The organism is Pseudomonas sp. Z1-12 (assembly GCF_051132015.1).
Lineage (GTDB): Bacteria > Pseudomonadota > Gammaproteobacteria > Pseudomonadales > Pseudomonadaceae > Aquipseudomonas > Aquipseudomonas zanjanensis.
Genome location: NZ_CP071647.1, coordinates 5,733,501 through 5,746,611, shown reverse-complemented (window position 1 = coordinate 5,746,611; position 13,111 = coordinate 5,733,501). Strand labels below are relative to the sequence as shown.

Below are 13,111 nucleotides of genomic sequence, written 5' to 3'. Positions count from 1 at the left end.
CAAATCGGGCCGCGCTACTCCCGGTTGTCGAGCCTGCGGCGGCCGGGGCTTGTAAAACGTGGCCGGGTTCGCTTCGGTGGGGATGTCAACCTGCTCAATGCTTGATTCTAGTCAAGCCTGGGCCAATCGCGGGAGTCATTTCCTGCAATCCGAGGGCTCAGACCGCTTTGGGTTCGTGCTCGTTCCCGCAGTTGTTCCCGAGTTGGGTAGAATCGGTTCTTTTTCCCCTGAAGGAAGGCCAATGGCTCAGCCCTACAGTGCGCGCAGCCGCGCCATCGAACCTTTCCATGTGATGGCGCTGTTGGCCCGCGCCAACGAACTGCAAGCCGCCGGGCATGACGTCATCCACTTGGAGATCGGCGAGCCGGACTTCACCACCGCCGAGCCGATCATCCAGGCCGGCCAGGCCGCGCTGGCGGCGGGCAAGACCCGTTACACCGCGGCCCGGGGCATCCCTGAGCTGCGCGAGGCCATCTCGGGTTTCTATGGGCAGCGCTACGGCGTCGACATCGACCCTCGACGCATCATGATCACGCCGGGCGGCTCTGGCGCGCTGCTGCTGGCCAGCGCTTTGTTGGTCGACCCGGGCAAGCATTGGCTGTTGGCCGACCCTGGCTATCCCTGTAACCGTCATTTCCTGCGCCTGGTGGAAGGCGCGGCGCAATTGGTGCCGGTGGGACCGGATGTGCGTTACCAACTGACGCCGGACCTGGTGAACCGCCATTGGGACCAGGACAGCGTCGGTGCATTGGTGGCCTCGCCGGCCAACCCGACCGGGACGATTCTGACCCGAGACGAGCTGGCGGGGCTGTCCAGGGCCATCAAGGGCCACAACGGTCATCTGGTGGTCGACGAGATCTATCACGGCCTGACCTACGGCACCGACGCCGCCAGCGTGTTGGAAGTGGATGACGATGCCTTTGTCCTCAATAGTTTTTCCAAGTATTTCGGCATGACCGGTTGGCGGCTCGGCTGGCTGGTGGCCCCTTCGGCGGCCATCGGCGAGCTGGAAAAACTTGCGCAGAACCTCTACATCAGTGCGCCGAGCATGGCCCAGTATGCCGCCCTGGCCTGTTTCGAGCCCGCCACGATCGAAATCTTCGAGCAGCGTCGGGCCGAGTTCGCGTTGCGCCGCGACTTTCTGCTGCCGGCCTTGCGGGAATTGGGCTTCGGCATCGCGGTGGAGCCGCAAGGGGCGTTTTACCTCTATGCCGACATCAGCGCGTTCGGCGGCGATGCCTTTGCGTTCTGCCAGCATTTCCTGGAGACCGAGCATGTGGCCTTCACGCCGGGTCTGGACTTCGGACGCCACCAGGCCGGCCATCATGTGCGTTTCGCCTATACACAGAGCCTGCCGCGGTTACAAGAAGCGGTGGAGCGAATCGGGCGCGGACTGCGGAGTTGGCAAGGCTGATGCGTTTTTCCCCTGCGTTGGAAGAAGGCCGCTTGATACGACGTTACAAGCGTTTTCTCGCTGATATCGAGACCGTTCACGGCGAACTTCTTACTATTCACTGCCCCAACACTGGCTCGATGCTCAATTGCATGGCCGAAGGCGCGCGCGTCTGGTTCAGTCGCTCCAGCGACCCCAAGCGCAAGTTGCCCGGCACTTGGGAAATCGGCGAAACCCCTCAGGGACGGCTCGCCTGCATCAATACCGCACGGGCCAATGCCTTGGTCGAGGAGGCCCTGCGCGCCGGGATCATTAGCGAATTGAACGGGTTTACCGGGCTCAAGCGTGAAGTGGCGTACGGCGTGGAAAACAGCCGTATCGATTTTCGCCTGGACTATGAGCTGGGCTCGGCCTGGGTCGAAGTCAAAAGTGTCACGCTGGGGTTCGATGGCACCCACGTGGCGGCGTTTCCCGATGCGGTGACCTTGCGTGGGGCCAAACACTTGAGAGAACTGGCCTGCCTGGCCCGGCAAGGCGTGCGGGCGGTGCAACTGTATTGCGTGAACCTCAGTGGCATCGAGGCCGTGCGCCCGGCACACGAAATCGACCCGGTGTACGCCGCTGCCCTGCGTGACGCGGTGGCGGCGGGTGTGGAGGTGCTGGCCTACGGGGTCACGCTGACGCCCGAGCAGATGTGGGTGGACCGTGCGTTGCCGGTGTTGCTAGAGCTCGACCCAGACGCCGTGCTCGTCCTCCCGGCTATCTAGGGCAGCGAGGAACTGACCGGCGCAGGGGCCGGCCACGCATTCACCGCTTTCGATCAGGAACAGCGCGCCGTGAGTGGCGCACTGGATCAGGCTGGCGCTGGGGTCGAGGAACTGGTCAGGTTGCCATTCCAGCGGCACGCCACGGTGCGGGCAGCGATTGAGATAGACGTACACCTGGCCGGCGCGTCGCACGGCCAGGAGCTTGCGCCCACCGAGCTCGAAGCCGCGACTGCCGTTGTCGGGCAATTGGGCGGCGGTACAAAGAAACTTCATGGGGGTCTCAATATTTGTCGGAGTGAAATCCATTGTGGGAGCGAGCTTGCTCGCGATGACGGTGACACATTCAACATCTGAGTGACCGACAGGCCGCTATCGCGAGCAAGGTTTCGTGTGGCAAAAGATCCATGCTTGACGGTCAAATGAAAACAATTATCAAATGGCGCCTCCTTCGCAAGTGGCTGAGGATACTTGGCCCTACCCGGTCCTGTGAAAAACTTCTTCGAGGAAGCTGCCCGATGCGCCTGAACATCCGCGTTGTTGCGCTCTGTGTCGCACTGTTGGTCAACCAGGGGATCAGCGCCGCTGAGTCGCCGCAGCGTTGGGTCAGCGCTGGCGGCGCCCTTTCGGAGTGGGTCAGTGCGCTGGGCGGCGAATCGAAACTGGTGGGCGTGGACACCACCAGCCAGCATCCTGAGTCGTTGCGGGCCCTGCCCAGCATTGGCTATCAGCGACAGTTGTCCGCCGAGGGTGTATTGAGCCTGCGCCCGCAGATCCTGGTGGGCACCGAAGAAATGGGACCTCCACCGGTGCTGGCGCAAATCCGCAGCGCCGGCGTGCAGGTCGAACTGTTCTCGGCCACCCCTGACCTGCCGACGTTGCAAGGCAATTTGCGCCACTTGGGCCAGTTGCTGGGGGCTGAGGCCGCGGCGGCCCAGGTGTTCGATCGTTATCAGGAACAGCTCACCCAGCAACACGCCCGTGTAGTCGAGGCCCAGCGCAAGCAAAAGGCACCCGGGGTGTTGCTGTTGGTGGGCAGTTCCGGTGGCAAGCCACTGGTTGCTGGCAAGGGCACTTCCGCCGACTGGCTGTTGCAGCAGGCCGGCGCTCACAACCTCGCGACTCACAGTGGCTATAAGTCTTTTTCCGTGGAAAGCCTGGCTGGCCTGAATCCTGAAGTGCTGGTCTTCGCCGACCGTGCCCTGAGCGGTGAAGAGGCGCGAGCGGCGTTGTTCAGGGAAAACCCGATTCTGTCCTCGACCCGAGCCGCCAGGGACGGGCGCGTCATGGAGCTCGACCCGACGCTGTTGGTGGGCGGGTTGGGTCCGCGTCTGCCACAAAGCCTGGTGAAACTGACGGCCGGCTTCTATCCGGCTGAGTCGGCCACGGCGCCATGACCGCGTTGGTCAAGCCACGCACTTTATTCATCGGCCTGGGCCTGCTGTGTCTGCTGGCGACCTGGTTGTCCCTGGCCCTGGGGCCGGTGAGCCTGCCGCTGCTGGACACTTTGCGCGCCGCCTTGCGCTTGTTGGGTTTGCCAGTGGCTGCCGATGGCCTCGAGCAGGCCGAACTGATCCTCGGCCAGATCCGTTTGCCACGCACGCTGCTCGGCTTGGCGGTGGGCGGGGTGTTGGCGTTGTCCGGTGTGGCGATGCAGGGTCTGTTCCGTAATCCACTGGCGGACCCGGGGCTGGTGGGGGTGTCCAGCGGCGCGGCGCTCGGGGCCGCATTCGCAATCGTCGCTGGCTCGACGCTGGGCGGGTTGCCTGAAGCCTTTGGTCCCTACGTGTTGTCGTTGTGTGCCTTCCTCGGCGGGCTCGGCGTGACGGCGCTGGTCTATCGTCTTGGTCGACGCAATGGCCAGACCCATGTCGCGACCATGCTCTTGGCCGGCATTGCCTTGACCGCGTTGTCCGGTTCCGCCGTCGGCCTGTTCACTTACCTGGCGGACGACGCGACCCTGCGCACCTTGACGTTCTGGAACCTGGGCAGCCTCAACGGCGCCAGCTACGCGAGGTTGTGGCCGCTGTTGCTGGTCAGCGCCGGCGTCGCGCTCTGGTTGCCACGCCGGGCCCGGCAACTCAATGCGCTGTTGCTGGGCGAGTCCGAGGCCGCCCACCTGGGTGTCAACGTCGAAGCCCTCAAGCGTGAGCTGGTGTTTTGTACGGCGCTGGGGGTTGGCGCGGCGGTGGCGGCGGCGGGCATGATCGGCTTTGTCGGGCTGGTGGTGCCGCATCTGGTGCGCCTGGTGGCCGGCCCTGATCACCGGGTCTTGTTGCCCGCTTCGGTGCTGGCGGGCGCAAGCCTGTTGTTGCTGGCCGACCTGGTGGCACGCCTGGCGCTGGCCCCGGCGGAATTGCCGATCGGCATCGTCACGGCGTTCATCGGCGCGCCGTTCTTTCTCTATCTATTGGTGCGAGGGCGCGCCTGATGCTGCGAGCCCAGAACCTGCACATTCAACGTGGCCGGAAAACCGTGCTGGCGGACGTCGACCTGCTGCTCAACCCCGGCGAAGTGCTGGGTGTGCTCGGGCCTAACGGTGCGGGTAAAAGCACCTCGCTGGCGGGCCTGTGTGGCGAATTGCGCCCAAGCCAGGGGCAGGTCTGGCTCGATGACCGGCCGCTGGCCCACTGGCAGGGTGTCGAGCGCGCCCGCCGCCTGGCGGTCTTGCCGCAGTCGTCGACCCTGGATTTTGCTTTCCGTGTCGAGGAAGTCGTCGGCATGGGGCGCCTGCCGCACCAGAGCGGTCGGCTGCGGGACGAGCAAATCGTCGCCGCGGCGCTGCAAGCGGCGGACGCCGCGCATCTGCATGGCCGCAGTTACCTGGCGTTGTCCGGTGGCGAACGCCAGCGGGTGCATCTGGCGCGGGTGCTGGCGCAGTTGTGGCCCGGTGAAGCGGGGCAAACCCTGTTGCTGGACGAGCCCACTTCGATGCTCGATCCGTTGCACCAGCACACCATCCTCCAGGCGGTGCGGGAGTTCGCCAGTCGCGGCGCTGCCGTGCTGGTAATCCTGCATGACCTGAACCTGGCGGCGCGTTACTGTGATCGCCTGTTGCTGCTCGCCTCCGGTCGACCGGTGGCCCTGGACACGCCCCGGCAGGTGCTGCGCCCGGAACCGCTCAAGGCGGTGTTCGGCCTGGACGTGCTGGTGCAAGATCATCCGGAGCGCGGGCATCCGTTGATCATTGCCCGCTGAGGGCACCCTGGAGGATATGGACGTGCGCTTGCTCCTGATTCTGGCATTGAGTGTACTGACGGCCTGCCAGAGCATTGCACCGCCCCCGCTTGGCGGACGGATTCGTGACTTGCACAACGGTCAGGCCGTGACGCCCCAAGTGTTGGTCGAACGCTTGGCAAGGGCGCCACGGGTGGTGGTAGGTGAGCGACACGACAATCCTGATCACCACGCGCTGCAGCTATGGCTACTCCAATCCTTGGCCGATCGGCGGGCCCAAGGCAGCCTGCTGCTGGAAATGCTCACTCCAGCGCAACAGCCGCGGGTTGATTCCGTTCGCCAGTTGCCCACCTTGCCCAAGGACCTGCCCGGCGCGCTGGCCTGGTCCCCCGGCTGGGATTGGAATCTCTATGGGCCTATTGTCGAGTTTGCCCTGGCGCAACGTTATGCATTGCTGGCCGCCAATCTGGACGCCGCTGAGATCCAGCGCTTCTATCGGCAAGCGCCCGGCTTGGTGGGCACTCGCTCCAATGCCGTCACGGTGAGGGATGCGTTGTTGGAACAGATTCGTGAATCCCACTGCGGTTTGCTGCCAGAGTCGCAAATGCCGCCAATGCTGGCCGTACAGCAACAGCGTGACCGGCGCATGGCCGAACGCCTGCTGCAAGCGCCGACACCGGCATTGTTGTTCGCTGGCGCCTGGCATGGGCGAAAAGATGTCGGTATGCCGCTGCATGCGCTGGATCTTGGCGCCAGCGAGGCACCGGTCGTGCTGATGCTGGCTGAGGAGGGCAGTGACGTAACGTCGGCCATGGCCGATTACGTGTGGTACACCCCGGCCATGCCGCCCCAGGATTATTGTGTGCAGATGCGTGAACACATCCGTCAATGAAATTGCAGGCAAAAAAAGACCCGGCAAGAGCCGGGTCAAATAACCGTGATTAGCCTGATGAGGAGATATCTGAGAGTCCGAACCAAGGGCTGTTCAAATATCGACCAGTCTCGCGACCGGATGTGGTAATCATAGCGATTCTCATTACCATGTCAAACATTGTTTTACGATTCGTCGAAATAACCTCGCGGCCAGGGTTCGCACAGTGAACGAAAAGGGGTGTCAGGCTTTGTGGCGCGTCGAAATAGCGTCCAGCTGTTTATTCAAGGCTTCCTTGCGTTCAGCGGGGATGTCATTCCAATGCACATCCATCAACGCACCCTCGATGGCGTACAGCAACACCTTGGACGCCCGGAAACCGCGAGTGCGCACGGCGCGATAGGCATCCACGGCCCCGAGCCGGCGTAGATCAGAAGCGCTGTGGATACCCACGGCGTGCAGCCACTGGGCCGATGTCTTGCCCAGATTCTTCAGGTGTTGCAGTTCATCATTCATCGAGCCTCCTTGCGACGGCCGACTGGTGCGGTGGGCAAGCTTCTGAGCAGTGTAGCGGTCAGTAGGAAAAACGTGATTCTTTGGTGGGATTCGACGCAAAAGCTTCTAATGCATTACGCACGATGAGGTGGGAATAGGCTGCATTCTCCAGCGCAAGCGAGGGCGCTGGAGATGTGTTCGGTCGTGGCAGGTCCGCGGGTGGATCGGCCTCGTTAGAGACTGTCAGCGGGTGCGGTAGCGCAATCGGGTGCCGAAATTCATCGACATCAGGATTTCGTCCGCAGACAGCTCGGGCGGAAAGTAGGCCCCGGATATCTGCGCATGGGCCAGGCTCGCGCCTTCCAATGATGATTTGCGGAAATCGATGCCGCGTAAGTCGGTGGCACGGAAATACGCATCGGTGAAATCGACGTCGTCCGCATTCAGTTCCCGCAGATCGAGGCCGCGAAAATCGCCGCCGCGCATGTCGACCATGCCTTGAGGGCGCTCCTTGTTGAAGCCTGAAATGTCATCTTTGCGCAGCAGAGCATAGAGCGGGCTGTTGAGAATCTTGGGATGGCTCATTTCATATCACCTGTTGGTTTTATGACGCCAGTATAGTGCCACTATTTATTGGCCGTGAAGCCGGGCATCGCTTCACGGCCAAAATAGTGATTTACAGGCCTGGCAAACGCTGGCGGATTTGCGCGACGACAATGTCGAGCGTACCGCTTTCATTGGTTTGGACCCGTTTGCTGCAGAGAATTTCCGCCGGGGTCAGGGCTTCGCGGCTGGACTGTTGTGCGGCGATGACCGCCAGGTTCGCATCGGAGGGGTCTTGCTGGTCGGCCTGGCGCTGCGCCAGTCGGCTTTCGATGACCGCTTGCGGCGCGTCGCAGTCGAGAATCAGGAACGGAGCGCCGGTGGCCTCGGCGACTTTTGCCGCGGCATCGCGCTGATCATGCTTGAGATAGGTGGCATCGATCACCACCGGGAAACCGGCGCGCAGGATCGTCGCGGCGACTTCATGCAGGTGGGCGTAGGTGGCGCTGCTGGCGTCGCTGCCATAAATGCCGGCCTGCGGATCGTTGGGGACCTGTTGTTGGCCGAACAGGCGCTTGCGCTCCACGTCCGAACGCAGGCGAATGGCCCCCAGTGCTTCGACCAGGCGCATCGCGACATGGCTTTTGCCCACGGCCGAAACACCGTGGGTGATGGCCAGGAAGGGCGAAGGAATGGTGCTGTAGCTTTCGGCCAGGTTGGCGTAGTTGCGGTATTGGCGCAGGGTGGTTGCGCGCTGCACCGGATCGGCTTCGGCCGGCATGCTGAACAGTGCGACTTTGGCCCGGACGAGGGCGCGGTAGGCTTTATAGAAGTTCAGCAGTTCCAAGCCCTGGTAGTCGCCGGTCAGTTCCAGGTATTGGCTGACGAAACGCCGCGCCAACGATTTAAGGCCGCGATCTTCCAGGTCCATCGCCAGGAAACCGGTGTCGGCGTAGACGTCGGTGAAGCGGAACGGTTCGTTGAATTCGATGCAGTCGAAAATCACCACCTTGCCGTCGATCACGGTGGCGTTGCCCAGGTGGATATCACCGTGGCATTCGCGGATGAAACCGTCGGCCTTGCGCTGGGTGAGCAGCGGCTTGAGCCGTTCGAAACTGCTTTCGGCCCAGGCTTGCAGTGCTTCAAGTTGCAGCAGGTCGGCCTTGTCGTTGAGGAACGGGCGGATCTGTTCGAAGTTCTGCAGCACCGGCGCCATCACGCTTTGCGGCGTGCCGGCGACGTTCTCGGCGGGCACCTTGGGCGTGGAGAGGTGGAACTGGGCGATCTGGGCGGCCATCTCGTCGATGTGCGCGGTGGTCAGTTCGCCGTTGGCTTGCAGTGTGCTGAGCAATTGGCTCTGGGGGAATTGACGCATTTTCAGGGCGTATTCGATGGCCGGGCCGTCGCCACCGAGCTGTGGCGCTTCGGCGCTGCCGGTAATCGGCAGGACTTCCAGGTACAGGTCCCGGGTCAGGCGCTGGTTCAGGCGCAACTCTTCGCTGCAAAAATGCTGGCGCGCTTGGAGGTTGGTGAAATCGAGGAAGCCGAAGTTGACCGGTTTTTTGAATTTGTAGGCGTATGGCCCGGTGAGCAATACCCAGGAAATGTGGGTTTCGATGACCTGGAACGCTTCGACGGGATGCGGGTAGAGGGCCGGGTTTTGCAAGGCGGCGATCAGGGATTGGCTCACGGACGGTCCTTCATAGGCTGGAAAATTCAAGGCCGTCATTATGGCCGCTAGCCGCGCTAACGCAAACCGCGTGGGTGCTCATGTTGAACCGCAGCAAAGTGCGTATAATCCGCCGCCATGACTCGTACCCGATCCCCCCGTACCCCCAAGAAACCACCCGCCAGCCGCCTGCGGCCCTGGCTGGGCTGGGCCCTTAAACTCAGCCTGGTGGGCCTCGTCGTGCTCGCCGGTTTTGCGGTCTATCTCGATGCCGTGGTCCAGGAGAAGTTCTCCGGCAAGCGCTGGACCATTCCGGCCAAGGTCTATGCCCGGCCGTTGGAGCTGTTCGTCGGACAAAAGTTGAGCAAGGCCGACTTCCTGACCGAACTCGATGCCTTGGGTTATCGCCGTGAAAGCGTGGCCAATGGTCCGGGTGCGGCCTCGGTCAATGGCAATACCATCGACCTCAACACCCGTGGTTTCCAGTTCTATGAAGGCATGGAGCAGGCGCAACCGGTGCGGGTGCGTTTTTCCGGCGACTACGTGGCTGCGCTGATCGGCGCCAACAACGCGAGCCTGTCGGTGGTGCGCCTTGAGCCGCTGCTCATTGGTGGCCTGTACCCCAAGAACCTCGAAGACCGGATCCTGATCAAGATCGACCAGGTCCCACCGTTCCTGCTCGATACGCTGATCGCCGTCGAAGACCGCGACTTCTACCATCACTTCGGCGTCTCGCCCAAATCGATTGCCCGGGCCATCTGGGTCAACACCTCCTCGGGCCATATGCGCCAGGGCGGCAGTACCCTGACCCAACAGTTGGTCAAGAACTTCTACCTGACCAACGAGCGCAGCCTGACCCGCAAGCTCACCGAAGCCATGATGGCGTTGTTGCTGGAGTTGCACTACGACAAGCAGGAGATCCTGGAGGCCTACCTCAACGAGGTCTTCGTCGGCCAGGACGGTCAACGGGCGGTGCACGGTTTCGGCCTTGCCAGCCAGTTCTTCTTCAGCCAGCCGCTGTCCGAACTCAAGCTGCATCAAGTGGCGTTGCTGGTGGGCATGGTCAAGGGGCCGTCTTCCTACAACCCGCGTCGTAATCCGGAACGTGCCCTCGAGCGGCGCAACCTGGTGCTCGACTTGCTGCAGCAACAAGGTGTGGCGACAGCCGAGCAAGTCGAAGCGGCGAAAAAGATGCCGTTGGGCGTGACCAAGCGTGGCAGCCTGGCGGACAGTTCGTTCCCAGGGTTCATGGACCTGGTCAAGCGTCAACTGCGGGAAGACTACCGCGACGAAGACTTGACCGAAGAAGGCCTGCGCATCTTCACCAGTTTCGACCCGATCCTGCAGATGAAGGCCGAAGCCTCGGTCGAGGACACCTTCAAGCGATTGGCAGGGCGCAAGGGCTCCGACGAAGTCGAAGCGGCCATGGTCGTGACCAACCCGGAAACCGGTGAGGTCCAGGCGATGATCGGCAGTCGCCAGGCCAGCTTTGCGGGATTCAACCGGGCATTGGACGCGGTGCGCCCGATCGGCTCGTTGATCAAGCCAGCGGTTTACCTCACCGCCTTGGAAAAGCCCAGCCAGTACACGCTGACGAGCTGGCTGTCCGACGAGTCATTCTCGATCAAGGGCGCGGACGGTCAGGTCTGGACGCCGCAGAACTATGATCGTCGCCCCCACGGCACGGTGTTCCTCTACCAAGGGCTGGCGCATTCCTACAACCTGTCGACGGCTCGCCTTGGGCTGGAAGTCGGCGTGCCGAACGTACTCAAGACCCTGGCGCGCCTGGGGGTAAGCCGCGAATTCCCGGCCTTCCCGTCGATGCTGCTGGGCGCTGGTGGGCTGACGCCAATAGAAGTGGCGGCGATGTACCAGACGTTGGCCAACGGCGGTTTCAATACCCCGATGCGCGGGATTCGCAGCGTGCTGACCGCCGATGGCGAGCCGCTCAAGCGTTATCCGTTCCAGATCCAGCAACGTTTCGATCCGGCTTCCATCTACCTGATCCAGAGCGCGATGCAGCGGGTCATGCGTGAAGGCACCGGCAGTTCGGTCTATAACGTGCTGCCCCGGACCCTGACCCTGGCGGGTAAGACCGGCACCAGTAACGACTCGCGTGACAGCTGGTTCGCCGGTTTCAGCCAGGACCTGCTGGCGGTGGTCTGGCTCGGGCGTGATGACAACGGCAAGACCCCGTTCACCGGCGCCACCGGCGCGCTGCAGGTCTGGACCAGTTTCATGCGCAAGGCCGACCCGTTGCCGCTGGACATGCCGCAACCGGACAATATCGTCCAGGCCTGGGTTGATTCGCGTACTGGCCAAGGTTCCGACGCCAATTGCCCGGGCGCAGTACAGATGCCGTATATTCGCGGCAGCGAACCGCCACCCGGTGCAGCCTGTGGCGGCACGAATCCCGCCGAATCGGTGATGGATTGGGTCAAGGACTGGATGAATTAAGCAAAGAGGGTTTCAAGTGAACAAGTGGTTGATTCCAGCGGTAACGGCCGTGGCTTTGCTCAGTGGTTGCTCTACCGTACAACGCGGTTCGATTCCGGTCGTTGACTCCGGCACCGCGGTGTCCAACAGCGAGCGGATCTCGGCCAACGGTGGTTTCCGTCAAACGACGGTGAAACGACCCGTGCAGGGCCAGGCCCAGGCGATTCCGCAAGGCGACACGGGTGTGGTGGTGATGGTGCCCGGTGGCGGCGCGACGACCTCGGCGCCGATCAGCAGCACGCCGATCACACCGGGCCCGATCACGCCAGGTCCTATCGAAACCTCGCCGATCGATCAGGGCAGCTACAGCATGCCCTCGACGCCGAGCCGCATCCCGTCGGCCAGTGCCGGTGGCTTGTCCGCCGATGAGCAACTGGACGGCCCGGTGCTGGCCCTGTTGACCACGGCACAACAGCAACAGGCTGGCGGCGACCTCAACGGCGCCTCCTCCAGCCTGGAGCGTGCCCAACGTGTGGCGCCACGTGAGCCCCAAGTGCTTTATCGCCTGGCCCAGGTGCGTATGGCCCAGGGCGATGCGCCGCAAGCCGAGCAATTGGCCCGCCGTGGCCTGACCTTCGCCAGCGGTCGCCCGGCACTTCAGGCCAGCCTGTGGGAATTGATCGCGCAGGCTCGTGAGAAACAAGGCGATTCGGCTGGCGCGGCGTTGGCCCGTCAGAAGGCCAAGGTTTCGCTCTGATGGATACGCGTTTTCCCCAAATCGCCGATCAGTTGCTGCTGATCGAGCGGGAGCTGCGGGTCCAGGGCTGGTGGAGCGAGGTTTCACCTTCGGCGCAGGCGCTGGCCAGTGTCGAGCCGTTCGCGGTCGACACCCTGGATTTCGAGCAATGGCTGCAATGGATTTTCCTGCCCAGGATGAAAGCCATCCTGGAAAACGACCTGCCGCTGCCCAACGCCTCGGGCATCCTTGCCATGGCCGAGATGGTCTATGCCCAGCGGCCAGGGCAGGGCGCCCAGTTGCAGCGGCTGCTGGCGCAGTTCGATCAGTTGATCAGCGACGTCGGCTGATCGCCATTACTGGCAGTGTTCCTCGATCTGCTGGCGGGTCTCATCGATCCGCTGGCGTCGCTCTTCATCCGTGAGGCGGCGCATTTCCCCCTCCACGTCTTCCCGCACCCTGGGGTTGTTCTGCAATTGCGCCAGGTTGGTCCGGGCCTGTTCGCAGAACACCTTGAGCTGGGCTTCCTGCTCGGCAACCTCTTTTTTGACCTGTTGGTCGATGGCCTTTTGATCGCCAACGACCCCGCCTGAAGCGGGGGACGGTGGTTTGGGCGCTGGCGTCGCGGACTTGCCCACGGTCGTCGCTTCCACGCCTTGGGGCGGCTGGGCGCCAAAGTGGGTCACGCCTTGGGCGTCCACCCATTTATAGATCTGGCCGGCCATGCTCATCGGGCTCAGGCCCACCAGCAGGCTGGCCGTCAATAACATCATTCGCATGCTGTTTCCTTGTCTTGGATTGCGCAATTGAAGCTAACACAGTTGCCGTTTAAGGGTTTTTTCTTGCGTTCTCATGCGCTTACTTCGAATAAAGCACATAGACGACTTGACTTGAAGGAGGCGAAACAGAAGAATCCAAAGTCCGCTGTAGAGGGACTGCCAGAAGCAGACCCACTCGGCAGATCATGAGGCGCATATCCGCGCCGACCTGTTACACCCGCAACGCGTTACCTCGCGCTGGGTGGGAA

14 protein-coding genes are annotated in these 13,111 nt (G+C 62.6%); 9 read left to right on the top strand and 5 right to left on the bottom strand.

The window, feature by feature from the left end; translation table 11 throughout:
• The first annotated feature begins 241 nt into the window (after window positions 1–241).
• Entirely contained in the window at window positions 242–1,414 is a 1,173-nt protein-coding gene (locus J3P85_RS25050) for a pyridoxal phosphate-dependent aminotransferase (RefSeq protein WP_434703927.1), read from the top strand.
• The gene (gene sfsA / locus J3P85_RS25045) at window positions 1,414–2,160 is read left to right on the top strand and encodes a DNA/RNA nuclease SfsA (protein ID WP_434703926.1); all 747 of its coding nucleotides are present in this window, start codon (window positions 1,414–1,416) and stop codon (window positions 2,158–2,160) included. The genes J3P85_RS25050 and sfsA overlap by 1 nt, the downstream gene beginning before the upstream one ends.
• Here the strand turns inward: sfsA and J3P85_RS25040 are convergent.
• The gene (locus J3P85_RS25040; RefSeq protein ID WP_434703925.1) at window positions 2,116–2,433 is read right to left on the bottom strand and encodes a Rieske (2Fe-2S) protein; all 318 of its coding nucleotides are present in this window, start codon (window positions 2,431–2,433) and stop codon (window positions 2,116–2,118) included. The two genes, sfsA and J3P85_RS25040, sit on opposite strands and share 45 nt — an antisense overlap.
• Before the next feature lie 242 nt (window positions 2,434–2,675).
• On the opposite strand from J3P85_RS25040, the gene J3P85_RS25035 reads away from it, so the two are divergent.
• The 4 genes from J3P85_RS25035 to J3P85_RS25020 are packed head-to-tail and all read left to right on the top strand — an operon-like array spanning window position 2,676 to window position 6,226.
• Window positions 2,676–3,554 (top strand): heme/hemin ABC transporter substrate-binding protein, encoded by an 879-nt coding sequence (locus tag J3P85_RS25035; RefSeq protein ID WP_434703924.1) that lies wholly within the window; start codon window positions 2,676–2,678, stop codon window positions 3,552–3,554.
• Window positions 3,555–3,604: 50 nt separating this feature from the next.
• Window positions 3,605–4,588, top strand: coding sequence for a FecCD family ABC transporter permease (locus tag J3P85_RS25030; protein WP_186709154.1), 984 nt, complete (start codon window positions 3,605–3,607; stop codon window positions 4,586–4,588).
• Window positions 4,588–5,355, top strand: a complete 768-nt coding sequence (locus J3P85_RS25025) for a heme ABC transporter ATP-binding protein (protein WP_434703923.1) — start codon at window positions 4,588–4,590, stop codon at window positions 5,353–5,355. Before J3P85_RS25030 ends, J3P85_RS25025 begins: the two co-directional genes overlap by 1 nt.
• A gap of 16 nt (window positions 5,356–5,371) precedes the next feature.
• On the top strand, window positions 5,372–6,226 hold the full coding sequence (locus J3P85_RS25020; protein ID WP_434703921.1) for a ChaN family lipoprotein: 855 nt from the start codon (window positions 5,372–5,374) through the stop codon (window positions 6,224–6,226).
• Window positions 6,227–6,448: 222 nt separating this feature from the next.
• Here the strand turns inward: J3P85_RS25020 and J3P85_RS25015 are convergent, their stop codons facing one another.
• From J3P85_RS25015 to J3P85_RS25005, 3 genes are all read right to left on the bottom strand, one after another.
• Window positions 6,449–6,721 (bottom strand): TfoX/Sxy family protein, encoded by a 273-nt coding sequence (locus J3P85_RS25015; RefSeq protein WP_003205623.1) that lies wholly within the window; start codon window positions 6,719–6,721, stop codon window positions 6,449–6,451.
• Window positions 6,722–6,943: 222 nt separating this feature from the next.
• Window positions 6,944–7,285 carry a pentapeptide repeat-containing protein gene (locus tag J3P85_RS25010; protein ID WP_434703920.1) on the bottom strand — a complete coding sequence of 114 codons (342 nt, stop codon included), beginning with the start codon at window positions 7,283–7,285 and terminating at the stop codon, window positions 6,944–6,946.
• Between the two features lie 91 nt (window positions 7,286–7,376).
• Window positions 7,377–8,933 carry an AAA family ATPase gene (locus tag J3P85_RS25005; RefSeq protein ID WP_434703919.1) on the bottom strand — a complete coding sequence of 519 codons (1,557 nt, stop codon included), beginning with the start codon at window positions 8,931–8,933 and terminating at the stop codon, window positions 7,377–7,379.
• A gap of 117 nt (window positions 8,934–9,050) precedes the next feature.
• On the opposite strand from J3P85_RS25005, the gene mrcB reads away from it, so the two are divergent.
• From mrcB to J3P85_RS24990, 3 genes are read left to right on the top strand one after another with little or no spacing between them, the layout of a single operon-like run.
• The gene (gene mrcB / locus J3P85_RS25000) at window positions 9,051–11,369 is read left to right on the top strand and encodes a penicillin-binding protein 1B (protein ID WP_434703918.1); all 2,319 of its coding nucleotides are present in this window, start codon (window positions 9,051–9,053) and stop codon (window positions 11,367–11,369) included.
• A gap of 16 nt (window positions 11,370–11,385) precedes the next feature.
• Window positions 11,386–12,105, top strand: a complete 720-nt coding sequence (locus J3P85_RS24995; protein ID WP_434703917.1) for a hypothetical protein — start codon at window positions 11,386–11,388, stop codon at window positions 12,103–12,105.
• Window positions 12,105–12,434: a YqcC family protein gene (locus J3P85_RS24990; RefSeq protein WP_186730363.1), complete on the top strand. Its 330-nt coding sequence runs from the start codon at window positions 12,105–12,107 to the stop codon at window positions 12,432–12,434. Before J3P85_RS24995 ends, J3P85_RS24990 begins: the two co-directional genes overlap by 1 nt.
• 6 nt (window positions 12,435–12,440) lie before the next feature.
• On the opposite strand, the gene J3P85_RS24985 is transcribed toward J3P85_RS24990, so the two are convergent.
• On the bottom strand, window positions 12,441–12,863 hold the full coding sequence (locus J3P85_RS24985) for a DUF4124 domain-containing protein (RefSeq protein WP_434703916.1): 423 nt from the start codon (window positions 12,861–12,863) through the stop codon (window positions 12,441–12,443).
• Window positions 12,864–13,111: the final 248 nt, after the last annotated feature.